The 25,306-nt window shown below is 37.6% G+C and carries 24 protein-coding genes; 16 read left to right on the plus strand and 8 right to left on the minus strand.

Annotated elements, in window-relative coordinates:
- Positions 1-11 precede the first annotated feature (11 nt).
- From menA to ZA06_RS11725, 3 genes are all read left to right on the plus strand, one after another.
- Positions 12-914: a 1,4-dihydroxy-2-naphthoate octaprenyltransferase gene (gene menA, locus ZA06_RS11715; RefSeq protein WP_053977666.1), complete on the plus strand. Its 903-nt coding sequence runs from the start codon at positions 12-14 to the stop codon at positions 912-914.
- Between the two features lie 178 nt (positions 915-1,092).
- Positions 1,093-1,770: a metal-dependent hydrolase gene (locus ZA06_RS11720; protein WP_053977667.1), complete on the plus strand. Its 678-nt coding sequence runs from the start codon at positions 1,093-1,095 to the stop codon at positions 1,768-1,770.
- Between the two features lie 94 nt (positions 1,771-1,864).
- Positions 1,865-2,617 carry a GIN domain-containing protein gene (locus ZA06_RS11725; protein ID WP_053977668.1) on the plus strand — a complete coding sequence of 251 codons (753 nt, stop codon included), beginning with the start codon at positions 1,865-1,867 and terminating at the stop codon, positions 2,615-2,617.
- 14 nt (positions 2,618-2,631) lie between these two features.
- Here ZA06_RS11725 and ZA06_RS11730 read toward each other — a convergent pair whose 3' ends face one another.
- On the minus strand, positions 2,632-3,543 hold the full coding sequence (locus ZA06_RS11730) for a sterol desaturase family protein (protein WP_053977669.1): 912 nt from the start codon (positions 3,541-3,543) through the stop codon (positions 2,632-2,634).
- A gap of 79 nt (positions 3,544-3,622) precedes the next feature.
- Between ZA06_RS11730 and ZA06_RS11735 the strand changes: the two genes are divergently transcribed.
- Genes ZA06_RS11735 through ZA06_RS11745 form a run of 3 tightly spaced genes read left to right on the plus strand, consistent with a single transcriptional unit; the run spans position 3,623 to position 6,336 of the window.
- Positions 3,623-4,318 carry a DUF2490 domain-containing protein gene (locus ZA06_RS11735; RefSeq protein WP_053977670.1) on the plus strand — a complete coding sequence of 232 codons (696 nt, stop codon included), beginning with the start codon at positions 3,623-3,625 and terminating at the stop codon, positions 4,316-4,318.
- A gap of 23 nt (positions 4,319-4,341) precedes the next feature.
- The gene (locus ZA06_RS11740; RefSeq protein WP_053977671.1) at positions 4,342-5,376 is read left to right on the plus strand and encodes an o-succinylbenzoate synthase; all 1,035 of its coding nucleotides are present in this window, start codon (positions 4,342-4,344) and stop codon (positions 5,374-5,376) included.
- 3 nt (positions 5,377-5,379) lie between these two features.
- Positions 5,380-6,336 (plus strand): CPBP family intramembrane glutamic endopeptidase, encoded by a 957-nt coding sequence (locus ZA06_RS11745; protein WP_053977672.1) that lies wholly within the window; start codon positions 5,380-5,382, stop codon positions 6,334-6,336.
- Between the two features lie 48 nt (positions 6,337-6,384).
- Here ZA06_RS11745 and ZA06_RS11750 read toward each other — a convergent pair whose 3' ends face one another.
- On the minus strand, positions 6,385-8,316 hold the full coding sequence (locus ZA06_RS11750) for a DUF3857 domain-containing protein (RefSeq protein WP_157503244.1): 1,932 nt from the start codon (positions 8,314-8,316) through the stop codon (positions 6,385-6,387).
- Positions 8,316-10,199: a DUF3857 domain-containing protein gene (locus ZA06_RS11755; RefSeq protein ID WP_053977674.1), complete on the minus strand. Its 1,884-nt coding sequence runs from the start codon at positions 10,197-10,199 to the stop codon at positions 8,316-8,318. The genes ZA06_RS11750 and ZA06_RS11755 overlap by 1 nt, the downstream gene beginning before the upstream one ends.
- A 102-nt stretch (positions 10,200-10,301) precedes the next feature.
- On the opposite strand from ZA06_RS11755, the gene ZA06_RS11760 reads away from it, so the two are divergent.
- Positions 10,302-11,387, plus strand: a complete 1,086-nt coding sequence (locus tag ZA06_RS11760; RefSeq protein ID WP_053977675.1) for an AMP-binding protein — start codon at positions 10,302-10,304, stop codon at positions 11,385-11,387.
- 31 nt (positions 11,388-11,418) lie between these two features.
- Here ZA06_RS11760 and ZA06_RS11765 read toward each other — a convergent pair whose 3' ends face one another.
- From ZA06_RS11765 to ZA06_RS11780, 4 genes are read right to left on the minus strand one after another with little or no spacing between them, the layout of a single operon-like run.
- On the minus strand, positions 11,419-12,135 hold the full coding sequence (locus ZA06_RS11765) for a head GIN domain-containing protein (RefSeq protein WP_053978072.1): 717 nt from the start codon (positions 12,133-12,135) through the stop codon (positions 11,419-11,421).
- A gap of 4 nt (positions 12,136-12,139) precedes the next feature.
- Positions 12,140-13,234 carry a hypothetical protein gene (locus tag ZA06_RS11770; RefSeq protein ID WP_053977676.1) on the minus strand — a complete coding sequence of 365 codons (1,095 nt, stop codon included), beginning with the start codon at positions 13,232-13,234 and terminating at the stop codon, positions 12,140-12,142.
- The gene (locus ZA06_RS11775; protein WP_053977677.1) at positions 13,212-13,784 is read right to left on the minus strand and encodes a hypothetical protein; all 573 of its coding nucleotides are present in this window, start codon (positions 13,782-13,784) and stop codon (positions 13,212-13,214) included. Before ZA06_RS11775 ends, ZA06_RS11770 begins: the two co-directional genes overlap by 23 nt.
- 8 nt (positions 13,785-13,792) lie before the next feature.
- Complete coding sequence (locus ZA06_RS11780; RefSeq protein WP_053977678.1) at positions 13,793-14,353, minus strand: RNA polymerase sigma factor; 561 nt, start codon at positions 14,351-14,353, stop codon at positions 13,793-13,795.
- Positions 14,354-14,582: 229 nt separating this feature from the next.
- On the opposite strand from ZA06_RS11780, the gene lon reads away from it, so the two are divergent.
- From lon to ZA06_RS11820, 8 genes are all read left to right on the plus strand, one after another.
- Positions 14,583-17,033, plus strand: coding sequence for an endopeptidase La (lon, locus tag ZA06_RS11785; RefSeq protein ID WP_053977679.1), 2,451 nt, complete (start codon positions 14,583-14,585; stop codon positions 17,031-17,033).
- A gap of 115 nt (positions 17,034-17,148) precedes the next feature.
- Positions 17,149-18,168: a type IX secretion system protein PorQ gene (gene porQ, locus ZA06_RS11790; protein WP_053977680.1), complete on the plus strand. Its 1,020-nt coding sequence runs from the start codon at positions 17,149-17,151 to the stop codon at positions 18,166-18,168.
- Positions 18,168-18,866, plus strand: a complete 699-nt coding sequence (gene cmk, locus ZA06_RS11795) for a (d)CMP kinase (protein WP_053977681.1) — start codon at positions 18,168-18,170, stop codon at positions 18,864-18,866. Before porQ ends, cmk begins: the two co-directional genes overlap by 1 nt.
- A 209-nt stretch (positions 18,867-19,075) precedes the next feature.
- Entirely contained in the window at positions 19,076-20,905 is a 1,830-nt protein-coding gene (gene rpsA, locus ZA06_RS11800) for a 30S ribosomal protein S1 (RefSeq protein WP_053977682.1), read from the plus strand.
- 131 nt (positions 20,906-21,036) lie between these two features.
- The gene (gene pyrR / locus ZA06_RS11805; protein WP_053977683.1) at positions 21,037-21,588 is read left to right on the plus strand and encodes a bifunctional pyr operon transcriptional regulator/uracil phosphoribosyltransferase PyrR; all 552 of its coding nucleotides are present in this window, start codon (positions 21,037-21,039) and stop codon (positions 21,586-21,588) included.
- 63 nt (positions 21,589-21,651) lie between these two features.
- Positions 21,652-22,581, plus strand: a complete 930-nt coding sequence (locus ZA06_RS11810) for an aspartate carbamoyltransferase catalytic subunit (RefSeq protein WP_053977684.1) — start codon at positions 21,652-21,654, stop codon at positions 22,579-22,581.
- Between the two features lie 5 nt (positions 22,582-22,586).
- A complete protein-coding gene (locus ZA06_RS11815; protein WP_053977685.1) occupies positions 22,587-22,919 on the plus strand; it encodes a hypothetical protein in 333 nt (110 codons plus the stop codon).
- 196 nt (positions 22,920-23,115) lie between these two features.
- A complete protein-coding gene (locus ZA06_RS11820) occupies positions 23,116-24,024 on the plus strand; it encodes a ribonuclease Z (RefSeq protein ID WP_053977686.1) in 909 nt (302 codons plus the stop codon).
- Here the strand turns inward: ZA06_RS11820 and ZA06_RS11825 are convergent.
- Positions 24,011-24,439 carry a hypothetical protein gene (locus ZA06_RS11825; RefSeq protein WP_053978073.1) on the minus strand — a complete coding sequence of 143 codons (429 nt, stop codon included), beginning with the start codon at positions 24,437-24,439 and terminating at the stop codon, positions 24,011-24,013. The genes ZA06_RS11820 and ZA06_RS11825 overlap by 14 nt on opposite strands.
- A gap of 83 nt (positions 24,440-24,522) precedes the next feature.
- Between ZA06_RS11825 and pdxH the strand changes: the two genes are divergently transcribed.
- Positions 24,523-25,170: a pyridoxamine 5'-phosphate oxidase gene (gene pdxH, locus ZA06_RS11830; RefSeq protein WP_053977687.1), complete on the plus strand. Its 648-nt coding sequence runs from the start codon at positions 24,523-24,525 to the stop codon at positions 25,168-25,170.
- Positions 25,171-25,306: the final 136 nt, after the last annotated feature.

The raw sequence follows: 25,306 nt of genomic DNA on the forward strand, positions 1-25,306 counted from the left end.
AGTACTATTTTATGAGTAAACTTAGCAGCTGGATTTCAGCATTTCGTTTGCGTACCTTGCCTTTGTCTTTATCTGGGATTATTATTGGAAGCTGTTTGGCAGCTTATAATGGTTTTTTTGATATGGCTATTTTTGTGTTGGCGATGTTGACTACCGTTGGCTTTCAAATTCTATCCAATTTGGCCAATGATTATGGTGATGGCGTAAAGGGAACCGACAACGAAAACAGATTGGGCCCACAACGAGCCATTCAAAGTGGAAGCATTACGCCTACACAAATGATGGAGGCGATCAAGATTAACATTTTAATAGTGATTGTGTTGTCATTGTCCCTGATCTATGTGGCTTTGGGCCATGAGTATTTAGTATATTCCATAATTTTTATTGTGTTGGCTGCGGCCTGTGTGTATGCGGCCATCAATTATACCATGGGAGATTCGGCATATGGCTATAGGGGTTTGGGAGATGTTTTTGTATTCATATTTTTTGGTTTGGTAAGTGTTATGGGAAGCTATTTCCTTTATGCCAAACAATTGGATCACGTATTAGTATTACCTGCAATTGCTTTGGGCCTATTGAGTATAGGAGTTTTGAATCTGAATAATATGAGAGATATAGATTCCGATACCTTATCCAATAAAATTACCATTGCGGTAAGATTGGGAAAGCAAAAAGCTAAAATATACCACTATGTTTTAGTGGGAGGGGCTATTTTATGTGCAGCACTGTTTGGAATTTTGTATTATAATTCGCCATTTAACTTAATTTTTGTATTGGCCTTTATTCCTTTGGTTAAGCACTTGATCAGTGTCAAAAAAGCGAAAACATCAGAAGATTTAGACAAGCAGCTGAAACCCCTTGCATTAACAACCTTTCTATTTTCTTTATTACTGGGAATAGGGCATATTTTATAGAAAATTTAACTTTAAAATATTGTAAATCAGTTCTTTGGTTGTATCTTTACAGTAATAATTTTGTAGGTCAACAATTTATGCTATATGTTGGCAATAAAATTTGGGGCTTTGAAACTCAGATAAATTGTTAAATTTATCTGAGTTTTTTTGTTTTACTAATTCCATAACCAATTATTCCATGAAAATTACATTTTACGGGCATGCCTGCCTTAAGATAGAAGTAAACGATGTTCATATTCTTGTAGACCCTTTTATAACTGGAAACCCTAAAGCAGACCAGATAGATATTGAGACCATTAAAGCCGATTATATTTTGCTGACTCACGCCCACCAAGACCACACTTTGGATGCAGAGGTTATTGCCAAGCAGAACAATGCCATCATTGTTTCCAATTTTGAAGTGACCAATCATTATGAGTCCAAGGGGATTGAAGTTCACCCTATGAACCATGGAGGTAAATGGGATTTTGAATTTGGAGTGGTGAAATATGTTAACGCCATTCATACGTCCTCATTTCCAGATGGCAGTTATGGTGGCCAACCGGGAGGTTTTGTGATTGAAGGAGAACATAAAAATATTTATATCGCTGGAGATACCGCATTGACCATGGACATGAAATTGATCCCGATGCGCACCAAATTGGATTTGGCAGTGCTGCCAATTGGGGATAATTTTACAATGGATGTGGACGATGCCATTATGGCCAGTGATTTTGTAGAATGCGATAAGGTGTTGGGCTACCATTACGATACCTTCGGCTATATTGAAATTGATCATGAAGAGGCCAAACGCAAGTTTTTTGATGCTAATAAAGATTTGATGCTTCTTGAAATAGGAGAGAGCATTGAGCTATAATCCCAAAGTTCTAAAAGCTTACTTTTTAACTGGTAAACTGTAACAGTCTAGTCAAATCTTCATCTGTATACTAGAAAGATTAAATTTTAAGGTTATGAAAAGGATTAAATTACCATTTACGTTTTTATGCATTATTGTTTTAAGTGCTGTTCAATTAGGTTTTGGACAGGCTAACACGTTTGAAGTATCTTCATTTGATAAGGTTATTGTGAGTCCACATATAGAGGTTGTTTTTAGAAGCGGAGAAAAAGAAAGTGTGTTTGTCGAGATGTTGGGCGAACCTATTGAAAAGTTTAATGTAGAAGTCAAAAATAAAACACTTCAGTTGTATTTGGATGGCGCGCAATTTGTAACTACCCATGATAAAAATACGGTAACAGGATATGGTTCGGTGCCGTTATATGAAGGCACCATTGTAAAAGCTGTTGTTACTTATAAAGATGCCAATAAATTCTCATTAAGAGGCGAAGAGCGTTTTCTATTTGAAGACATTGTGCAAATGTCAAAATTAACCCTGAATATTTATGGAGAATCGCAAGTATACATGAATGAGGTTATTTTAAAAGATCTGAAAGTGACCATTTATGGAGAGAGCTTTTTAAGGATTGATAAAGGAAGTATCGAGAATCAGAAGTTTACGGCTTACGGGGAAGCTACGGTTAATACCATAGACGTTAACAATAATTCTACTAAAATTACAGCATACGGAGACGGAACATTTCAATGCAATGTATCGGGACGTTTAAAAGTAGTTGCTTACGGAGAGCCTGTAATTACCTATAAAGGGGATCCTATTTTAGATAATGGTCTTAAAATAGGTGAGGTCTCTTTAGTAAAAGTAGATTGATATATTTAGGATGGCTACTTTTCAGGATCTTGAACTAAGGTCTTGGAATTTAGCCATTCCGTTCTTAAATCATCACTTAATTTTCCGTTACCGTCATGTCTCCACCCCGGAGGCTTTAACAAGTAAAGGATTCTACTTCTCAAAGAAATTTTTGTTTGGAAGAAGTCTTTAAACATCTGAAACCATTCCAAAAATGCTATTTTAAATGGGTTGTAGGTATGTATGTTCTTTACCAATCCATAAGTCACTTTTTCATCTTCCAATTCTGGTTGAAACGTTCCAAACAATTTATCCCAAATTATCAGTATTCCGGCATGATTTCGGTCTAAATACAAAGGGTTACTGCCGTGGTGTACTCGGTGATGGGAGGGCGTGTTCATAATGGCTTCAAACCAATTGGGCATTTTGTTGATTGCTTCCGTATGAATCCAAAACTGATAGAGTAGGCTTATGGACATTTGCAGTAAAATCATGGCAGGATGAAATCCTAAAAGGGGCAACCACAACCAAAACACAAAAGAATAAAATCCACCAGACCAAGTTTGTCTAAGCGCAGTACTTAGGTTGTAATGTTCAGATGAATGGTGAACCACATGCGAAGCCCAAAATAACCGGCATTCATGGCTAATTCTGTGGAACCAATAATATGAAAAGTCATCTGCAAAAATTAGCAATACAAAACTCCACCATGTTATTGGGATGGTCATAATTCTAAAATGGTTGTAAATGTAGAACAATGCCATTAACACAATTCCTTTACTTATAAATCCCAAGAGCACATTGCCAATTCCCATGGCAATGGAAGACAGGGCATCTTTGGTTTGATATCCTTTTAAATTTTGCTTGGTTGTAACGTATAACTCTATGGCCATGGCCAATATAAATACAGGAATGGCAAAGTGAATGATGTTTGGAAAATCTGGCATTTAATGCGATATTTGAATTCTAAAATTACAGATTTTTAATTGTCTTTTTCATTTTATATTCCTTAAAAGTTTTATTGTTATGACCTTTTCCTTCCGTGCCTTAGCCTTGTTGTGCTTTATTACTACAAGTCAGTTTTTGTTTAGTCAAAATCAGAATCAAACAGGGAGTTGGTACATGTATTTTTACAAACATCAATTTCAAAATAGTCAATTTGGGATTCAAGGGGATGTACAATATCGCAATTGGAATATCATAGGAGACTTGGAGCAGTTGTTATTACGTTCAGGTGTCACCTATCAACCAAAGGAAGCAGATGTATTGTTTACTTTGGGTTATGCTCATGTTACTTCGGGAGCATTAGGAGACTCTAATGATACCAATGCAGAAAGTAGAATATATCAAGAAGCATTGTTGCCGCAAAAAGTAGGTGGACGTTTCTATTTAACCCACCGATTTAGGTATGAGCAGCGCTTTGTGGAAGATCAGGATTTTAGAACGCGCTACCGTTACAATTTGTTTCTCAATATTCCTTTCACTGCAAAAACAATAAGTCCAAAGGTGTTTTATGCCGCGCTTTATAACGAACTCTTTATAAATGGCCAAACCGATATTGGAGACGGAAGAGAAGTAGAACTGTTTGACAGAAACCGAACCTATTTAGGAATTGGTTATGTGTTGAATGAATCCATTCGTTTTCAATTGGGTTGGATGAACCAAAAAACGGCCAATAATGGCAAGGCGCAATTTCAGGTAAGCATGCATCATAAGTTTTAATTAAGGTGTATTTTTGTGGGTATATGAAAGCAACGTATCATCAATACATTTTAAATTTTAAGCAGCCCAGTGGCACTTCAAGAGGCGTATTACGAACTAAGGAGACTTGGTTTATTGTTTTGGAATCCGAAGGTAATCGAGGAATAGGAGAGTGCGGAATCTTGAGAGGATTGAGTGCCGATGACCGTCCAGATTACGAAGACCAGTTGCAGTGGACTTGCAATAACATTGAGATGGGTTTAGATGCCTTGCTTGAAAAGAATCGAGAATTTCCAAGCATTCAATTTGGGTTGGAAATGGCTTTTAGGTCTTTGGCAAGCACATCGCCCTTTTTGTTGTTTGAAACCAATTTTACAAAGAGGACAGATGCCATTCCCATAAACGGTTTGATTTGGATGGGAGATGAAGCTTTTATGAAGCAACAGATAGCTGCTAAAATTGAAACTGGTTTTGGTTGTATCAAAATGAAAATTGGCGCAATAGATTTCGATACTGAAATTGGCCTGTTGCAGTCTATCAGAAAAGAGTTTAGTTCAAAGGATATAGAACTTAGGGTGGATGCCAATGGAGCCTTTACTCCCGAAGAAGCATTAGAAAAGCTCAAACGCCTTTCCAATTTGGATTTACATTCCATTGAACAGCCTATCAAGCAAGGGCAATTTGAAGAGATGGCAGCCTTGTGTGAAAAGACGCCTTTGCCTATCGCATTGGATGAAGAGTTAATAGGAGTTTACGATTCAAAGGAAAGAGCGAAGCTTTTAGATGCGATTAATCCGCAATTCATCATTTTAAAGCCAAGTTTTATTGGAGGTTATCATGGAAGTGAAGAATGGATCAAAATGGCCGAAGAGCGGCAAATAGGCTGGTGGGTAACTAGTGCCTTAGAAAGCAATGTTGGATTGAATGCCATTGCTCAATGGACCTATACCTTATACCAAAACCAACCACAAGGTTTGGGGACGGGGAGTTTGTTTACCAACAATTTTGAAAGTCCTTTAGAAGTCAAGAAAGGGGCTTTGCATTACAATAACACTTTACATTGGAATTTTAATTTATAACATATGTATATAGAACAAGCATATAAGGTTTTGCACGAATGGTGGCGCTATGCCGTTGGGGTTTTGCTTATAGTTATTGCGGTAATTATTGGGCAAATTCCTTTTACAGGAGCCGTTTTTTTGGAAGCTCACAACCAAGGGATGGACATGTTTAATATGAATGAGCAAACTATGATGACTATGTTGGAGTCAAATTTGAACCTGTTTTTAATGCTGCTGTCTTTTGCGGTGGGGTTGGCAGGTGTTTTGTTTGTGGCAAAGACTATTCATCACCAAAGTATTCGCTCGTTAACCACGAGTAGGCAAAAAATAGATTGGAAGCGTTTTTGGTTTGCTTTTATTTTCTGGGGAATTGTCTCTACAGGGCTGTCCTTGTTGGATTATTTCATGAATCCAGAAGGCTATGTGTTGAACTTTAAATTGGTGCCGTTCTTAATTCTTTGTGCTGTAGCTATTGTCATGGTGCCACTTCAAACCAGCTTTGAAGAGTATTTGTTCCGAGGGTATTTAATGCAGGGAATAGGTGTAATTACCAAAAACAAATGGATGCCGCTACTGTTGACATCTGTAGTGTTTGGAGGATTGCATATCGCTAATCCTGAAGTAACCCAATTGGGCTACATAATTATGATTTATTATATCGGGACAGGATTATTTTTGGGTATCCTAACCTTAATGGATGAAGGAATGGAACTGGCTTTGGGATTTCATGCGGCCAATAATTTGTTTACGGCTTTGTTGGTAACTGCCGATTGGACCGCTTTCCAAACGCATTCAATATTAAAAGATATGTCCAGCCCAACAGCGGCTGGTTTTATGGATGTGTTTGTGCCCGTATTTATTCTATTCCCATTATTACTATTTGTATTCGCTAAAAAATATAATTGGACCGATTGGAAAGGGAAATTATTTGGAAGTGTTGAAGAGCCGCCCGCAGAGGACTATAAAATCATAGAATAAAAAAAGCGACCAAATTGGTCGCTTTTTGTTTATGTATTCCGAGAGGAATTATTCTACAGGCTTTAATAAAATGGCAGCTTTGTTAAAATCGGAAGCGGCATTGATGACCTCTCTAAACTCTTCGTAGCGATCTAAATCGTATTCCACAGTCTTATAGAACTCTTGAATGGTGATAATGATTTTGTTGCCTTCCAATTTATAACTGGATTCAAACTTGGCCAGTTTTTCACCTTTATCGTTTTTGTAGCTTTTGTTAAGGTTTAAGCTGCTCAAACCTTCAGCAGTATACCCTTCTGGAATATGAACGGTAATGGTGTAATCGTATTGGTTTGGATAGCTCATTTCAATAGGATTCACACGTTCGGTCTCTTGGTACAATTCACTTTGGGTTCCAATAATAAGCCCCACTTGGAAAATATAGCTGTCTCCTGCATCCTCAATCAAAGATTCCGAAGAGACTTTAGAGTTCACAATAAAAGGAACATTATACTTGGTTTGGTTGATGTCATTGTTCTCGGTAGAAAAGCTTATTTCCTGTTTGTCTTCAACCCCAGAACTGGTTAAATACTCCTTAAACTCTTTAATACCTTGTTCGCTTGATAGATTTAAAATAGCTCTATTGGTGGCAGACCAATGACCCGTGTATTCTTGGTGCATTTCAATAATGGCACTTTCAATATCATCATTAAAGGTAATATCAGTCGTACGTTTTACTTGGCTGTAGTTAGGGTCATTTTGCTCAATTTTTTGGAAATAATGCCCTAAATCACGTTTGATGTAAAGCCCATAGTTGCCAAGAATGTTTGCAGGAGCTTCACCAACTCTATATTCAATGCGGTCTGGAGCAATGTATTTTTTCTCCGTAGGCAAATAAATCAAAAACTCTCTAAGCATGCTCGGGATGAAGAATGTAGGGTCGAATTTATATTCAAATCTACTGGCTGTAATTACCACTTCGTATTCTACATCCAAAGCTTTTAGATAGTGGGCGTAGGCTTTTAAAATCCCAAAACTACTGGCGGAACGGTTTTCCAGAATATAGTCTAGATTGGAAAGTTCTTCGTTATTGTTTTTTACAATGTTGAAGTTGCTCTTTATGAAATTATCCACACGAGACGCTTTTTCAAACGTCGACATGTCTGTTTTACCTTCCGTGATAATCGGAAGATCGTTACTTACTTTAGGAGATACTTCCGAAGGGAAGAATTTGGTCCCCACGTTATAGGAAACATTGGTCCAAAACATTTCTTGAGAAATATCCTGTCCGTTAGGGAAACACTGGTAAACCACTGCTGTTTTATTGGCGTCAGGAGTAGCATATTCTTCTTCAACCATAGCAGGAATGTCCTTTAAAATAAGTGATTTTGCATTGTTTCCGTCTACAGTGATATCCTCAAATTTCACATCGGTTCTGTAGGCTTTCACGTTGGATTTTAGGTTTCCAGTAATGAAAGTGAATTCAGCATTCTTGATTTTGTAATTACTTTGGATAGTTTCGGCTCCATACATGTCGAATTCTTTTTCAACGGTGTATAAAACCTCAATTTCCGAACCTTTTTCTACTCCTTCAATGGCAAAAATCTTAAAGTCTCCGTATTCATCTACGTTCTTAACTTCTTTAATATTCTCTTGGTTCAAGACGGTTACCTTTCCTTTTGGGCTAATAGTTCTGGCCTTGATGTCTACCACTTTTTTAACCTCGTACATCGGGATGTAAACGGTGTTGTGTCTGGCAATCCCTTTGTCATCATTCACGCGAGTAATGGTATGCTCGGTCTCATAACGTTTAGGCTCGGGAGACATGATATTTGCCGAATATTCAACAATGTGTTTTTTTAGAATTCCTATGGAAGATTCTTCGGTTTCTTCTTTGGTGAGTTTATGTAATTTGGGTTTCTTTTCCCAATCATAGGTTCTGAATTGCTGTGCAAAACTGCTGCTTGTAGCAAGGAGCAGTACAATAAGAGCTCTTTTTATCATTATAATTTTTCTAGTATTATACTTTTCTTGTAGGCTTTGATAAGGCTTTTGATAAAGCTGTTCCAACTCTCAAATTCATCATTTTGGATGCTTAGGGTTTTAACGTAGATGTCTTTGTGCTGGGTAAGGATATTGCCATCTACGGAATAAGTGATTTTGTAACCGTAATGTGGGTTTTCAAAACTTAATTCTTCAGGAATATAACTCACTTTGTATCCTTCAGGGATTGTTAAATGGCTTATAAATTGCTTCTCGAATAGGTAGTCTATTTTCTTGCTGTATTTTCTACCCTCCAAGTCTAAGCCACTTTTGGAAAGGCTCCTGTCAATATTTAAATTGATATAGGTTTTGTTACCAATGGTTTTGGCGTAGTTTTCAATATTCAAATCGTATTGAAGTACCAAAGGGGTTTGTTTGTTGTTGAAATTTGCCTTGGTAATATTGGTGTACTTGGTTTTATTGTTGCCCAAAGCCAAGTTGGTGTTTAAAAACTGTTCATCGGTTTGGTCATTTTTTTTGAAGGTATAGTCCGAAATGAAATCTACTTTTTCATAGCCCGTCATTTCCCTTTTTTCCGTCACTTTTACAGAAGTGTCATCCAAAGTAAATTCACTGGTGACCTTTGAAATACTTTTGCTAGCATCTTGAACAGGCACTTTAATGATTTTGTAAGTATCCTTGTCTATTCCTAATAAGGCTTCTTTGGTTTGTGTGAAACCACTAGGCATTCCGTAAGGAACATAGCTGTCCGTGGCATCCAAGAAAATGGTGTCATTCTCAACAATTGCGGTGTTGATCATATGGTTATCAACCATAGGAGTAGGGACGTCGTGGTAAGAATATTGGCGGTCTCTAGTCCCAATCCATGTGCGGTACGATTCAATACCTACGTGGTTGAGCATTTCATAAAGCAAATTGGCCATGTCTTTACAATCGCCGTAACGCTTGTCGCATACGCTGGCTGCGCCACGAGGAATAAAACCTCCAAGCCCATCCTCAAAGGCCACATAAGTGATATTGTCTTGTACCCAATTGAAGATCGCTTCGGCTTTTTCTTGTTTAGCACTTAAATTTTTTGTGATGTTATCGGCAATATCATATACCTTTTTTAAGTCCTTATCATCTATTTGTTCCACCAAAGAATTGTACCAGTTGTAAAGGTCGGATACGTCATTTAAGACATTGTATGTTTTGCCTTCTTCAGTATAGTTTTTAATGTAAACGATGATATGTGGAAGGTAATACAACGCAGATTCGGTGTCATCTTCTCCTTGAAATCCTTGAATGTTATTTGCAGTCCAAGTATAGGTGTAACCGTTAGGGGAATCTTCTTTTTTGAAGTTTACATCAATGTTTTTTGTGTTGAATTCAATATGTCCAATAGTAACATTTTTCGGAAACTCAATAGACAATTGTGCACTTTTGGTAGGCACATATGTTCCAAAACGGAAAAGCCCCAAAAAGTGAGGGTCCTTGATGATTTCCTTATAGCTTAAATTGGTAATAGCCCCCTTGGTAACTGCAGGAAAAATAAAGCTTTTGGATTCTTGGTCACTATAAAACACACCGTTGTCAAAATCTCGCTTGGTTTCAATGTAGTCGACTTTAATTTTTTTATCGGAGCTAGGAATGTAGGTATAGGCATCTATATCTTCAATAGTCCTAAAGCTATCAAAACTCATGGATTCGTTGGCAAAATAAAGCTTATTGGAAGTTAGGTATTCTGCTTGCTCCGAAATGTTGTTTGAAATATCAAACTTATGTTCGTTCAGCTTTATCTGAATGTGCTCGTGACGCTTGAGGTAAATGAAGTCTTCGTCGGAAAAATCTTGAGCAAATATGAAAAAGGGGCTTAACAGTAGGAGTAATATGGTCTTGTTCATAGATTCGTTCTTAATTTTCAAATATATTTTTTTTAATTTTAAATTTTAACGTAAAATCAGTTAAAAATAGCATAATTTTAGCTTATCTAATACCGTACCACAATGATTCCAAGTTACGATAAAATACATTTAAGGTTTAAGCTCAACGGTTCTAGTTATGATAAAGAATCGCTTAAAGAAGTGAGCTACAGTTTGATAAAGGAAGGAGAGGCCTACGAGAAAATAATAGGAGATTTTTTGTTGGATTGGCTTGATGATAAGGAGTCTGTTGAAGTGAAAACTTCGGGATCTACGGGCACGCCAAAGGTAATTTCGGTGAGTAAACAAGCTATGGTACATTCGGCCTTGGCTACAGGAAATTATTTTAAGTTGTCTCCGGGAGATAGAGCACTTCATTGTTTGCCTACCAATTTTATTGCGGGTAAAATGATGTTGGTAAGAGCTATGATTTTAGGGTTGGAACTAGATATGGTTGCGCCTTCAAGACTTCCAGCTTATGACGACCAAGTGGTTTACGATTTTTGTGCCATGATTCCTATGCAGGTGAAAGACAATTTGGAACGATTGAAAAACATTAAAACCTTGATTGTTGGAGGAGCGGCATTTCCGGCCACTTTAATGCCTTTCATCCAAGACCTGCCAGGAAACGTATATGCTACTTATGGCATGACTGAAACCTTGAGTCATATTGCGGTAAAACCATTGAATCATCTAAAAAAAGCATCACATTTTCAAGTGTTGGAGGGCATTGAGATTTCTCAGGACGAACGTGGCTGTTTGGTGATTGATGCGCCCGATTTAATGGTTGAGAAATTAGTGACCAATGATATAGTAGAATTGTATTCAGATAAAGAGTTTGATGTTTTGGGACGAATTGACAATGTCATCAATTCAGGAGGAGTTAAGTTGTTCCCTGAGCAAATTGAAGCCAAATTGGATTCCAATATCGGACAACGCTTCTTTATTTCTTCGGAAGAGGATGAAGTTCTAGGAGAGAAGGTGATTTTGGTAGTGGAGAAAGATGATAGCTCCATTACACCATCTACATTTAAGGTGTTGGACAAGTTTGAAAAACCAAAAGCGGTTTATGTATTGGAGCAATTTGAGGAAACCATCTCAGGGAAGATCAGGCGAAAAAACACCTTGGAACTTTTAAAGAAACACGCAAAACAAAAACCACTCATTTGAATGGTTTTTTGATTATATGAGATAGGTTGAATTAGTTGTTTCGTATTCTGCCAGATCCAGAAACTTTGGTGTCTTCTTTTACAGGGTTGCCTTTGTAGCTTACAGAGCCAGAACCTGCCACACGAGCTTTTAAAATTTCTTTTGAGTATACTTTGGCGCTACCAGATCCAGCTACGGAGACATCGGTGTTGTTTGAAATTAATTTGTAGGCTTCCAAATCTCCCGATCCCGCAACACTAGCTTCTAGTGAAGTGGTATTTCCTGAAAGGACTAAATCCCCCGATCCGGCCAAACTAGCTTCAACTGTATTCGCTTCCACCGAAATTTTTAAATCTCCAGACCCCGCCATTTCCACATCAAAATGATTGGAGACAATGGTGTCTTCGTTCCAAAGGTCTCCGGAACCGGCAAAGGACACCTTCTCAATATCTGTAAAAGGGATGGTGATTTTTATTGGTTTGTTGCTGCTGGTTCTAAGGTTAGCCGAGTTTTCAACCTTAATGATCAACCGTTCGTTTTTTACTTCGGTTACAATGTATTCCAGTAAATTGGCTTCACCTTCCAGGATTATTTGGCCTTCTGTGCCTTTTACCAAAACATAGTCAAACGATCCCGCGCAGCTAATGGTATTATAGTCTGATGTTGTTCGGGTAATGGTTGTAACATTGCCATTTCCCTTTACTTTCTTTTGAGCTTGAGTGGTGCCTATGGCAAAAATTGCGAATAGACATAATGCTAATCTTTTCATGGTGTTAGATTTTTTTGAATGTGACACTTCCGTAATCGGATGAAATTTTAATGTTGTTGGAGGAGGAGGCGTCTCCGTGATATCCCAAGTAATAGTTTCTCGAAGATTCTTCTTTCTCCTTGGTGAAATGGAATTCATCAGCATCTCTTAAGGAAGCGTATTCCAAATCGATTTCAAAGTTGAAACTATAGCCAGATTGATAACCAATGGTGATTCCTACATAATCTGTGTCGATATTGATGTTGCCGGCATTGGAGGCCATTTCATCAATTTTTAGGGAACCGTAATCTGCATTGATAGACACATTTTTGTAGACCTTCCCAATTCTTGTGGTAAGATAATCTCCATTGCCCTCTACATTGTTGATGTTTTCAATGGTCATGGAGCCATAGTCGCATCTGTATTTAATGTTTTCTCCAATTTCTACCACCGATTTGGTATAATCGGCAACGATATTGAGATCCTTTGTTTTAGCTACAGTAAAGGCACTATAATCGGCATTGATATTTCCGCTTTTAATGTATTCGAAGTAGCTGTTTTTGGTGTAATCAAAACGAATTTCATTGCCATCGGCCATCAATTCCTTCGTGGTAATTTTACCGTAATCGCATTTTAGTATAGCTCTTCCCTCAAGCTTGTCCAGGTTTATAAAACCATAATCGTTATTGAGGTCTACACTGTTGGAAATTGGCAATTTCACAAGGTAATTGATTTCCATGTTCACATTGTTGTTGTTTCCCCAGCTCCACCATGATTTGGATTTGTTTTTGTTGAAAATGGTTCTGGCTTCCACAAGATTGGAGTTGGCATTGAACTCAACCGTAATGTCATTCAATTTGGCTTCTACCTTTTCAAGGTCGTTGCCGTTGGTTTTGATATTTACTTCAATGGTAGTGGTGCTACCGCTGTAGGTGACCACATTAATGTTGCCGTAGCTGTTGTTGATTTTTAACAAGGCATTTGGACTAACGGGAAATTCCTTTTTTATGGTTTTTTCCTTGGTATGCTTGCCCTTCCAATTCATGGAATTGCTAGCAATGCTCACTGCCGAAATCAATAGGAAGGCAATGGCGAGTTTATATGGTAAGTTTGTTTTCATTGTATTCTTGCTTTAACTGTTTTACTTGTTTTATGTTTTCCAAAACATCGTTGAGTAAATCTATTCTGCTTTGGAAGTTTGAAATCATGGCGTAGATTACGCGTTTATCATCGCCACTTTGTGTTAAATCTATTTTGAGGGCTTCATATTTATTTTCTAGAATTTCCATTTGTTTAAGGGCGTCGTCAATGAGCTTTTCCGTTTCAGGGGAGCGTTCGCTCTTTAGCGTTGCCAGTTCTTGTTCAATGGCAGCCGTAAAGAAGGTTTGCGTTTCTGACAATTCAGGAGACACACTGGCTAAATCTTTAGGCTCTGGTTGCTGCATGAATACGGTAAAAAGTCCAAGGGCAACAATAATGGAGGCTGCAAAGGCTAGAGCACTTTGCCAATAGGAGCGCTTCATCCTTGGCTGAATAATGGAGGTAGTTTGGCTTGGATTCTGCATTTGCAGTTTTTCCAAGAAACGCCCTTGATGGCCTAGGTTTGGCATCTCGTAATCCAAGTCGTCCTTTATGGAGTCAAACAGTTTGTCTAGATTATCTCGTTTCATCGTTTTGTTTAATGTTCAGTTATTAACTGAAGTTTTTGTCTGAGGCTATCTTTGGCTCTGGATATCATGGTGCGGCAATTGGCATATGAAATATTCATGATTTCGGAAATCTCGTCATAGTCGTAGCCTTCAACTAAATGAAGGGTTAGGCATATTTTGTAGTTTTCCTTCAAGGTTTTCATAGTGTCCATTACCTGTTTGGCTTTTAAATTGGTAAACTCATGATCTTCGGGGATGCCATCTTGATCTTCGACTTTGTAAAGGACATCATCCAAATGAACATCATTGTGCTTACTGTTCTTGTTGTATCTATGGATACTGTTGTTAATTGTTATTCGTTTTAACCAAGCTCCAAATGTGCTGTAAACCTTTAAGCTGTCCAATTTTGTAAAAGCCGTTAAAAAGGACTCTTGCATGATGTCTTCAGCTTCATATTTGTCTTGAACAATCCTATAAGCGGTATTGTACATGGCTCTGTAATACCTATTATAGACTTCCATTTGAGCCTTTTGGTTGCCGTTATTACAGAGTTGCAATAAGTGCTCTATATTTTGATTGGTCAAGGTCAAAAAAACAATTGTTTAGTATAAAGATATCGTTGAATGGAATTTGTTACACTTTGCGTAAAAAATTGTACAGTCTTTTTTTAGCAATGGCATAACTATTGAATAAATATAGCGGTAAATAATGTAAAAACACTGTAAAACATTGGTTTGTAGTGGGCATTAAAAATTGTTTAACGTAAGTAATGTGTAAATTCTGTTACTAAAGAGGTGACAGAATGACCAAAATATATCTATGGCAAAATCTAATTTTTTAAGTCTTGACAGTTTGTCATTTCAGGAATTTGATGAAAATTCAGAATTAATTCCTTTAATGACCCCTGAAGATGAGGCAGAAATCAATAATGAAGTCCTACCGGATTCACTTCCAATATTGCCTTTGCGCAATACGGTGTTGTTTCCAGGTGTGGTGATTCCTATTACTGCTGGTCGCGATAAATCCATTAAGTTGATCAACGATGCCAACAGTGGCGGGAAGGTAATAGGAGTAGTATCTCAAAAAGACGAAAATGTGGAAGACCCTTCAGGAAAGGATATCTTCAAAACAGGGACCGTAGCCAAAATCCTAAAGGTATTAAAAATGCCCGATGGCAACACGACTATTATCATTCAAGGGAAAAAGCGCTTTGAAATAGATCAAGTAGTAAGTGAAGATCCTTATATGACAGCTACCATTAAGGATTTAATGGAGGCAAAACCAGGTCCAAACAATGATGAGTTTGCAGCCATTATAGAATCTATTAAGGATTTGGCGCTTCAAATTATTAAGGAGAGCCCAAATATCCCAACTGAGGCTAGTTTCGCTATCAAGAATATTGAAAGTAATTCGTTCTTGGTGAACTTTGTGTCTTCCAACATGAACCTTTCTGTGGAAGAAAAGCAAAGGCTTTTGGAAATAAACGATTTGAAGGAACGTGCTTTGGCAACCTTGAAGTATATGAATTTGGAGTTCCAGAAATTGGAGCTTAAAAATGATATTCAGTCCAAGGTTCAGAGTGATATGAACCAACAGCAACGCGAGTATTTTCTTCATCAGCAAATGAAAACCATTCAAGAAGAGCTTGGAGGTACTTCATATGAAGAGGAAATCGAGGAAATGAAGTTGCGTGCTAAGGATAAGGTTTGGAGTGAAGATGTAGAGGAGCATTTCAACAAGGAAGTTTCCAAATTGCAAAGAATGAACCCTCAGGTTGCAGAATATTCCATCCAACGTAATTATTTGGATTTGTTCCTGGATTTACCTTGGAATGAATACAGTACGGATATTTTTGATTTAAAACGCGCAAGAAAAATATTGGACCGTGACCATTATGGTTTGGACGATGTTAAGGATAGAATCATTGAGTATTTGGCGGTTTTAAAACTGCGTAACGATATGAAATCGCCTATTTTGTGTTTGTATGGACCTCCTGGGGTTGGTAAAACTTCTTTGGGGAAATCTATTGCTGAGGCATTGGGTAGAGAATATGTAAGAATGTCATTGGGTGGTTTACGTGATGAAGCCGAAATTAGAGGACACCGTAAAACCTATATTGGGGCTATGCCAGGAAGAATTCTGCAAAGTCTTAAAAAGGCCGGTACTTCTAACCCTGTATTTGTTTTGGATGAAATCGATAAATTATCTAACAGTCATCAAGGAGATCCGTCTTCGGCTATGTTGGAAGTCTTGGATCCAGAGCAAAACAGTGAGTTTTATGATAACTTTTTGGAAATGGGGTATGACCTTTCCAAAGTTATGTTTATTGCTACGTCCAATAGTCTTAATACCATTCAGCCTGCGTTGAGGGATAGAATGGAAATTATCAACGTAAGCGGATATACCATTGAAGAGAAAGTGGAAATTGCCAAACGACACTTGTTGCCCAAGCAATTGGAAGAGCATGGACTTTCTGTAAAGGATTTGAAAATTGCCAAACCGCAATTGGAGAAAATTGTAGAAGGCTATACACGTGAATCTGGGGTGAGAGGATTGGAAAAGCAGATTGCCAAAATGGTAAGACATGCAGCTAAAAATATCGCCATGGAGGAAACCTATAATATTAAAGTGACCAATGAAGATATCATTAGGGTGTTGGGAGCTCCAAGATTGGAACGTGATAAATATGAAAACAACAATGTTGCTGGTGTGGTAACAGGCTTGGCTTGGACAAGTGTAGGAGGGGATATCCTCTTTATTGAGTCTATTTTATCCAAAGGAAAGGGAGCTTTAAACATTACTGGTAATTTAGGTAAAGTCATGAAGGAGTCGGCTACCATTGCAATGGAGTACATTAAATCCCATGCCGAGGAATTTGATATCGATCCAGATGTTTTTGATAAATACAATGTGCATATCCACGTGCCGGAAGGAGCAACGCCTAAAGATGGGCCTAGTGCAGGGGTAACTATGTTGACCTCATTGGTGTCTTTGTTCACGCAGCGAAAGGTAAAGAATAGTTTGGCTATGACAGGGGAGATTACTTTAAGAGGAAAAGTGTTGCCTGTTGGAGGAATCAAAGAAAAAATCTTGGCTGCTAAACGCGCTAGGATTAAGGAGATTTTACTTTGTGAAGAAAACAGACGTGATATCGAAGAAATAAAAGCTGAATACCTAAAAGGACTTAAGTTCCATTATGTTACTGATATGAGTGAAGTGTTGAAAATTGCACTCACCAATCAAAAAGTAGATAATGCAAAGACTTTATAAGTTTTAATAGAGCAGAAACAACAAAAACCTCAATGAAAATTGAGGTTTTTTTATGCAAGAAAAATAAATCAAACATGTACTCGTTTTAAGTAAGATTTGTTTACTTTGCACACCTATGCTAAAGAGGTTTACCACTTTTTTTTGTCTTTTCACCGTATCAACCATTTACTCGCAATTAGGCGGTGAATCTACCTATCAATTTTTAAATCTGGTGTCTTCTCCAAGGCAAGCTGCTTTGGGAGGAAAGGTGATTACCAACTACGATTATGATGTTACGGGAGCTATATACAACCCCGCAACCATCAATGATGAAATGGACAATCAGTTGGCCCTAAACTACACCAGTTATTTGGGGGGTATCAGTTATGGTACGGGTGCCTACGCCTATACTTGGGACCGTAGAGTACAAACCTTTCATATGGGGGTTACCTATATTAATTATGGTGATTTTGATGGCTACGATGAGAATGGAGTGTCTACAGGTTCCTTCTCAGGAAATGAAGTAGCGATATCTTTTGGGTATGCTAGACAAATAGGATATTCCGATTTTTATTTTGGAGCGAACGTAAAGTTTATAACTTCCAAGTTGGAGCAGTACAATTCTATTGGGGCTGCGTTAGATTTAGGGGTGATTTATATTGATGAGGATTTAGGTTTTCATGCTGCTTTAACAGTAAGGAATGCTGGGGCTCAATTCAAAACCTATGCAGGGCAAAATGAAAATCTTCCGTTGGAAGTGAATTTAGGATTGTCGCAGCAATTGGAAAATGTTCCATTACGATGGCATTTAACTTTCGAGAATTTACAGGAATGGCCCATTGGGGTTTCCAACCCGGCAAGAGCCACAACCGATTTGGAAGGCAATCAAACCCAAGAAAAAGTTGGCTTCTTTAATCAGGTATTGCGTCATACTATTGTGGCGGCAGAATTGTTTCCAGATCGTGGGTTTAACTTAAGATTGGGCTATAACTTTAGACGATCGGAGGAATTGCGAATTGAAGATCAGCGTAATTTTTCGGGATTATCTTTTGGAGTTGGCTTGAAACTTAATAAATTAAGGTTCAGTTATACCCATGCCCGATACGCCAGTGCTTCAAACACTAACTTTTTAGGATTGCAAATAGATTTGAGATAATGCAGAATATTACCATAGCCATAGACGGCTTTTCTTCAACAGGTAAAAGTACGGTAGCAAAATCCTTGGCAAAAGCTTTAGGTTACGTTTATGTGGATTCTGGTGCCATGTATAGAGCAGTGACACTGTATGCTATGAGACATGATTTTATTGATGGAACACATTTCAATAAGGAAGGGCTGTTAAATCAATTGGATGCCATTTCCATTTCATTTCAATTCAATCCAGATTTAGGGTATGCCGAAGTGTACCTAAATGGAGAAAACGTTGAAAAGGATATCCGGACTTTAGAGGTTTCCAATTTGGTGAGCCAAATTGCTGCGGTGCCGGAAGTTCGGGAAAGGCAAGTGGCTTTGCAGCGAAAAATAGGAGAGGACAAGGGGGTTGTGATGGATGGAAGAGATATCGGAACTGTAGTATTTCCAAATGCCGAATTGAAAATATTTATGACAGCTTCTCCCGAAACAAGGGCCAAACGTCGCTATGACGAATTGGTGCAACGTGGGGACGAAGTGGATTATGAATCGGTGTTGCAAAATGTGCAGACTCGTGATCATTTGGACTCTACCAGAAAAGATTCCCCTCTCATTCAGGCTGAAGACGCGATCTTGATAGATAATTCGTACTTGAGCTTGCAAGAGCAGTTCGATAAAATTTTGGAACTGGCACAAAAGGCTATTTCAGTAAAAAATAGCTAACAGAATTCCAATCTTTTAAATATTTAAAATCAGCAGTTTATACTTTGTGTGAATTGTTTGTTTATTTTGTTTTATAGTTGTATTTTTGCACTCCTTTTTGGCGGATTGGAAAAGTAAAAAAGGACTTTGATAAAAAATAAACAATAATTCTTCTGTGTGTTTCCGCATGACACTTTTCAAATATACAGAATACAAATTATTATCAGCACATGGCTGAAAACGCAAAACAAGCAGAAGTTGAAGCAACTGAAGCTAAAACTGTTAAGGCTCCAGTATCTGAAGCTCAAGCAAACCCAGAAAAATTCTTAAAAGATTTCAACTGGCACAATTACGAAGAAGGAATTGACCAAGTTGACGATCAACAATTGAAAGAATTTGAAAAATTAGTTTCTGAAAATTTCGTTGACACTTTAGATGACGAGGTTGTAGAAGGTGTAGTAGTTCACATTACAGATCGTGATGCTATTATCGACATCAACGCTAAGTCTGAAGGTGTAATCTCTTTAAACGAGTTTCGTTACAACCCACATTTAAAAGTAGGAGACAAAGTAGAAGTATTGATCGATGTTCGTGAAGATGCTACTGGACAATTGGTGTTGTCTCACCGTAAAGCTCGTGTAATCAAAGCTTGGGATCGTGTAAACGCTGCTCACGAAAGTGGAGAAATCGTTAACGGTTTCGTTAAATGTAGAACTAAAGGTGGTATGATCGTTGACGTATTCGGAATCGAAGCATTCTTGCCAGGTTCTCAAATCGACGTGAAGCCTATTAGAGATTACGATCAATATGTAAATAAAACTATGGAATTCAAAGTTGTTAAGATCAACCACGAATTTAAGAACATAGTAGTATCTCACAAAGCACTTATCGAAGCTGACATCGAAGAACAGAAAAAAGAAATCATCGGTCAGTTAGAAAAAGGTCAAGTATTGGAAGGTGTTGTTAAAAACATTACATCTTACGGTGTGTTTATTGATCTTGGTGGTGTAGATGGATTAATTCACATTACTGACCTTTCTTGGTCAAGAATTAACCACCCGAACGAAATTGTGGAACTAGACCAAAAACTTAACGTTGTAATCCTTGATTTTGATGAAAACAAATCAAGAATCCAATTAGGATTGAAGCAGTTGAGCAAGCACCCTTGGGAAGCTCTTGGAGAAGACGTTAAAGTAGGAGACAAAGTAAAAGGTAAAGTAGTTGTAATTGCAGATTACGGTGCATTTATCGAAGTAGCTGACGGTGTAGAAGGATTGGTTCACGTTTCTGAAATGTCTTGGTCAACTCACTTACGTTCTGCTCAAGATTTCGTATCTGTTGGAGATGAAATCGAAGCAGTTATCTTGACTTTGGATAGAGAAGATCGTAAGATGTCTCTTGGTATCAAGCAATTGACTCCAGATCCATGGACAGACATTACTTCTAAGTACCCTGTAGGTTCTCACCACACAGGTATCGTACGTAACTTTACAAACTTTGGTGTATTCGTAGAATTGGAAGAAGGTATTGACGGATTGATCTACATCTCTGATTTATCTTGGACTAAGAAAATCAAGCACCCAAGTGAATTCTGTAACGTAGGAGACAAGTTAGACGTTGTAGTATTGGAATTGGATGTTGAAGGACGTAAACTAAGTTTAGGTCACAAACAAACTACAGACAATCCTTGGGATAAGTACGAAACTGAGTTCGCGATCAACACAACTCACACTGCTGAAGTTACTGAGATCGTAGACAAAGGTGCTACTGTAGAGTTCAACGAAGATATCGTAGCGTTTGTTCCTGCTCGTCACTTAGAAAAAGAAGACGGTAAGAAACTTAAGAAAGGTGAAGAAGCTGAATTCAAAATCATTGAGTTCAATAAAGAATTCAAGCGTGTTGTAGCTTCTCACACTGCTATCTTTAGAGCTGAAGAAGCTGCCAATGTAAGAGCTGCTGCTGAAAAAGCAGAAGCACAAGCTGCAGAAGCAAAACCTACTTTAGGAGATGCTAATGACGCATTACAGGCACTTAAAGATAAAATGGACGGTAAGAAATAATTCAAAACCGCATTAAGCCTAAAAAGCCTTCAGATTTCTGAAGGCTTTTTTTATATCTTAAATCCAAAATCTGCATTGTATACAAGGATTTTTTAACTTAAATTTGTAATCCAAATACCTTTGGAAACAATATGAGTCAAAAAGTATTACTTAATGCTAAAGAGGTTAATATCATTCTTCATCGATTGGCCTGTCAACTCATTGAAAATCACAATAATTTTACCGATACTGTTCTTATAGGAATTCAACCTAGAGGGAAGTATTTGGCGCAGCGTTTGGCAAAAATGTTGCAAGATGAATACCATGTAGAGCAACTGCATTTAGGCTTTTTGGACATCACTTTTTTTAGGGATGATTTTAGAAGAGGGGATAAAACCTTGGAAGCCAACAGCACGGAAATCAACTTTTTGGTAGAAGGTAAAAATGTTGTGTTTATTGATGATGTACTGTACACTGGAAGAAGCATAAGAGCAGCCTTAACAGCCATACAGTCCTTTGGAAGGCCTAAAGAAATTGAATTGTTGACCCTGATAGACCGTCGCTTCAGTAGACACCTGCCAATTCAACCAACCTATAGTGGCCGTCAAGTAGACGCCATCAATAAAGAAAAGGTGATGGTAAACTGGCAGGAAAATGAAGGAGAAGACTCTGTGTATCTCATTGAAAAAGAAGTTTCAGGGTAGACTTAAATGAATAACCGAATTAAATTACCAACCCCATTTTTGATGGGGAAAATATAAAGATCTATGAGCGAGTTAAGTGTCAACCACTTATTGGGAATTAAATATCTGAACTCACAAGATATTCAATTGATTTTTGAAACTGCCGATCACTTCAAAGAAGTGATCAATAGGCCTATAAAAAAGGTGCCTTCGCTCAGGGACATTACCATAGCCAACTTGTTTTTCGAGAATTCAACAAGAACAAGATTGTCTTTTGAATTGGCAGAAAAAAGGCTTTCAGCGGATGTCATTAACTTTTCTGCAGCGCAGTCTTCAGTAAAAAAAGGAGAAACCCTTATCGATACTGTAAACAACATCTTATCTATGAAAGTGGATATGGTTGTTATGAGGCATCCCAATCCAGGTGCGGGCGTGTTTTTATCGAAGCATGTAAATGCAAGTATTGTAAATGCAGGTGATGGTGCCCATGAACACCCTACACAAGCTTTGTTGGATTCTTATTCCATCAGGGAACGATTGGGTAGTGTAGAAGGTAAAAATGTGGTGATTGTAGGGGATATTCTGCATAGCCGTGTGGCGCTTTCTAACATATTTGCATTGCAATTACAAGGAGCTAACGTTATGGTATGTGGCCCTAAAACATTACTTCCTAAATACATTGATAAATTAGGAGTAAAGGTAGAAACCGATTTGCGCAAGGCTTTAAATTGGTGTGATGTTGCCAATATGCTTAGGGTTCAAAACGAGCGTATGGACATAAGCTATTTCCCGTCTACTAGAGAATATACCCAACAGTATGGTGTTAACAAGGCATTATTGGACTCTTTGGATAAAGAGATTACCATTATGCACCCAGGACCTATTAATCGTGGTGTCGAGATCACGAGTGATGTTGCAGATTCTAAGCAGGCCATTATTTTGGATCAAGTTCAAAATGGGGTTGCGGTTAGAATGGCTGTAATTTATTTATTAGCTTCTAAAATTAAACACTAACGATTATGATTTTTGACAAAGACGAAAACATTACCATCATTACGCAGGAAAAAGCAACTCCCCAAGAACTAGTTAAGAAATTAGGCGTTTTATACGAACGTTTTAAAAATGACAATGTCATTGTGAACCTAACGAGTTTAAATAAAATTCCATTGGAACAAGTGGTTGAATTTTTGGAAATCTCCAACAGACATAGAGGGGCCAAACATTCATTTGTAATAGTAACCGACAAAGTTGACTTTAATGAAATGCCCGATGAGATTATGGTGGTTCCTACGATTAAAGAGGCTTACGATATTATTGAAATGGAAGAGATGGAGCGTGACTTAGGTATTTAATACAAACGATTCTAACAAAAATACATATCGAAAACCAGTAAGTTAACTTGCTGGTTTTCTTTTTTGGCTATCATTATTCCTAATAAAAATTGATGTTTCCATAAAAAATTCGGAAATTTCAGATATCAAATATTCTCTAGAAATAAATCAATTTTGAGAGTACCAATACGTCCAATCCTTAAAGTTTAGCAATATTTTGAAACTTACAATACTCGGTTGTTACAGTGCAACACCAAGGGCCAACACTAATCCAACAGCTCAGGTTTTGGAAATTAGAAACCATATGTTTTTGATAGACTGCGGAGAAGGCACACAAGTTCAGTTGCGTAAAAACAGGGTGAAGTTTGCCAGAATCAAGCATATTTTTATTTCGCATTTACATGGAGACCATTTTTTTGGTCTGGTAGGCTTGATTTCTACGTTTCGATTACTGACAAGGGAAACTGACTTGCATATTTATGGTCCAAAAGGGATTAAGGAAGTCATTACTTTACAAATGAAATTGGCAGATTCTTGGACCAATTATCGACTAATATTTCATGAATTGACCTCTACAGAATCTGAATTGATTTTTGAAGATGATGTGGTTCAGGTATACACTATTCCTTTAGATCATAGGGTGTATACCAATGGATTTTTATTCAAGGAAAAAGAAGGGGAACGAAAATTGGATATGAATGCGGTGCTTAATGAAGATATTGATGTGGCTTATTACCGAAAGTTGAAATTGGGTCACGATATCTTAGATAACAAAGGAAACCTTATAAAAAATAGTAGTGTTACCAAACCACCTGTACCTTCAAAGAGTTATGCCTTTTGCAGTGATACCGCCTATAATGAAAAAATGCTGCCAATTATAGAAGATGTTACGGTGTTGTATCACGAATCTACATTTTTGGAAAAACATGGGCATTTGGCCCCCAGAACAAAACATTCTACAGCTATTGAGGCGGCGACAATTGCCAAAAAATGTAATGCTGGAACCCTAATATTGGGGCATTATTCTACACGCTACGATAGTTTAAATGAATTTAAGGAAGAAGCTCAAACCGTGTTTAATAAAGTGCTTCTCGGGGAAGATGGTAAGACCTTTAATTTTGATTGATTCGCTGAAATTCCCTTAGATTTTGAACCCATTCCATGGCTTCTTCCAAGGTTTCACAACGCTTCATACTGGAAGGAGAGAATAGCTTCTCAATAGAAGCATTCATAAAATTGATATAGGAATAGTAAACAATGGCACTAGCTACAATATGGTCTAGTTCATCTTGAAATCTACTCCAGGAATGCGGGTCTAAAGAATAGGAGTTTACCCTGTTGGAGATATAGGCAATTTTAAAGTTGGGCCCATAGTGGTCCATAGCAAAAGCAATAACTTCCTCAATTTTTTCCCAGTCAAAATGGACTCCTTCATTGATTTCTGAAAGGATAAATTTGTCGAAAAAGTATATATTCCCAAAGGAAAACTCTACTTTTACGTGTTTAAATTCGTGGAAATATTTACTGTCTTCAAATCTCATGTAGGCGAAATATGAAGACAAAACTATAGGAATTTTTTCACCTGAAAAATTAAAATTCACCAAAAATTTCAGAATATATTCTAATGAATACAGACTTAAGTGGTTACAGAAAATCGTACGAAAAGGGGGAACTTCTACTAAAAGATGTGTCGGAAAATCCGTTGGAGTTGTTCCAAAAATGGTTCCATGAAGTGGATCGTTTTTTTCCGGATGCCGAAGCAAATGCCATGACTTTATCTACCATTGGTTTGGATGGTTTTCCTAAGAGTAGGGTGGTTTTGCTAAAGAAGTTTACCTACGAAGGTTTTATTTTTTATACCAATTATTTAAGTGAAAAGGGGAGGGCTATTGCCGCCAATCCTAATGTATGTCTCTCTTTTTTTTGGCACGGGGCAGAACGACAAATTATTATAAAAGGTAAAGCAGAAAAAATAGCAGAAAACTTAAGTGACGGCTATTTTGAATCTAGACCTAGAGGTAGCCAATTAGGAGCGATGGTCTCTAACCAAAGCGAGGTTGTTAAAGACCGAGAGGAATTGGAAACTAAATTAAAGAATCTAGAATTGGAATATGAGGGGAAGGAAATTCCTAGGCCCGACTATTGGGGAGGTTTTATTGTAAAACCGGTAGAAATTGAATTTTGGCAGGGAAGGCCCAATAGACTGCATGATAGAATTCGTTGTGTTTTGGATGCCGATTATAATTGGATCAAACAGCGATTGGCACCATAAACCACCTCATTTTTGAAGCTTAAACAATCTTAAGCCTTGCGGCGATGAAATGCAATTATCATCGCTGTAAGGCTTAATTTTTATCTCTAAAAGCACTGTTTATCGTTTATTGACATATTAAATCGATGAAATGCAT

The sequence above is a fragment of the Mangrovimonas xylaniphaga genome (genome assembly GCF_001280435.1).
Lineage (GTDB): Bacteria > Bacteroidota > Bacteroidia > Flavobacteriales > Flavobacteriaceae > Mangrovimonas_A > Mangrovimonas_A xylaniphaga.

Excerpts from the sequence above, each read along its gene's own strand:
- ZA06_RS11810 (WP_053977684.1), top strand. The coding sequence starts at position 21,652 with ATGAGCGAGTTAAGTGTCAACCACTTATTGGGAATTAAATATCTGAAC.
- ZA06_RS11755 (WP_053977674.1), bottom strand. The coding sequence starts at position 10,199 with ATGAACAAGACCATATTACTCCTACTGTTAAGCCCCTTTTTCATATTT.
- ZA06_RS11770 (WP_053977676.1), bottom strand. The coding sequence starts at position 13,234 with ATGAAAACAAACTTACCATATAAACTCGCCATTGCCTTCCTATTGATT.
- ZA06_RS11750 (WP_157503244.1), bottom strand. The coding sequence starts at position 8,316 with ATGATAAAAAGAGCTCTTATTGTACTGCTCCTTGCTACAAGCAGCAGT.
- ZA06_RS11775 (WP_053977677.1), bottom strand. The coding sequence starts at position 13,784 with ATGAAACGAGATAATCTAGACAAACTGTTTGACTCCATAAAGGACGAC.
- ZA06_RS11725 (WP_053977668.1), top strand. The coding sequence starts at position 1,865 with ATGAAAAGGATTAAATTACCATTTACGTTTTTATGCATTATTGTTTTA.
- pdxH (WP_053977687.1), top strand. The coding sequence starts at position 24,523 with ATGAATACAGACTTAAGTGGTTACAGAAAATCGTACGAAAAGGGGGAA.
- ZA06_RS11765 (WP_053978072.1), bottom strand. The coding sequence starts at position 12,135 with ATGAAAAGATTAGCATTATGTCTATTCGCAATTTTTGCCATAGGCACC.
- rpsA (WP_053977682.1), top strand. The coding sequence starts at position 19,076 with ATGGCTGAAAACGCAAAACAAGCAGAAGTTGAAGCAACTGAAGCTAAA.
- ZA06_RS11740 (WP_053977671.1), top strand. The coding sequence starts at position 4,342 with ATGAAAGCAACGTATCATCAATACATTTTAAATTTTAAGCAGCCCAGT.
- pyrR (WP_053977683.1), top strand. The coding sequence starts at position 21,037 with ATGAGTCAAAAAGTATTACTTAATGCTAAAGAGGTTAATATCATTCTT.
- porQ (WP_053977680.1), top strand. The coding sequence starts at position 17,149 with ATGCTAAAGAGGTTTACCACTTTTTTTTGTCTTTTCACCGTATCAACC.
- cmk (WP_053977681.1), top strand. The coding sequence starts at position 18,168 with ATGCAGAATATTACCATAGCCATAGACGGCTTTTCTTCAACAGGTAAA.
- ZA06_RS11745 (WP_053977672.1), top strand. The coding sequence starts at position 5,380 with ATGTATATAGAACAAGCATATAAGGTTTTGCACGAATGGTGGCGCTAT.
- ZA06_RS11720 (WP_053977667.1), top strand. The coding sequence starts at position 1,093 with ATGAAAATTACATTTTACGGGCATGCCTGCCTTAAGATAGAAGTAAAC.
- ZA06_RS11815 (WP_053977685.1), top strand. The coding sequence starts at position 22,587 with ATGATTTTTGACAAAGACGAAAACATTACCATCATTACGCAGGAAAAA.
- ZA06_RS11825 (WP_053978073.1), bottom strand. The coding sequence starts at position 24,439 with ATGAGATTTGAAGACAGTAAATATTTCCACGAATTTAAACACGTAAAA.
- ZA06_RS11760 (WP_053977675.1), top strand. The coding sequence starts at position 10,302 with ATGATTCCAAGTTACGATAAAATACATTTAAGGTTTAAGCTCAACGGT.
- lon (WP_053977679.1), top strand. The coding sequence starts at position 14,583 with ATGGCAAAATCTAATTTTTTAAGTCTTGACAGTTTGTCATTTCAGGAA.
- ZA06_RS11730 (WP_053977669.1), bottom strand. The coding sequence starts at position 3,543 with ATGCCAGATTTTCCAAACATCATTCACTTTGCCATTCCTGTATTTATA.
- ZA06_RS11735 (WP_053977670.1), top strand. The coding sequence starts at position 3,623 with ATGACCTTTTCCTTCCGTGCCTTAGCCTTGTTGTGCTTTATTACTACA.
- menA (WP_053977666.1), top strand. The coding sequence starts at position 12 with ATGAGTAAACTTAGCAGCTGGATTTCAGCATTTCGTTTGCGTACCTTG.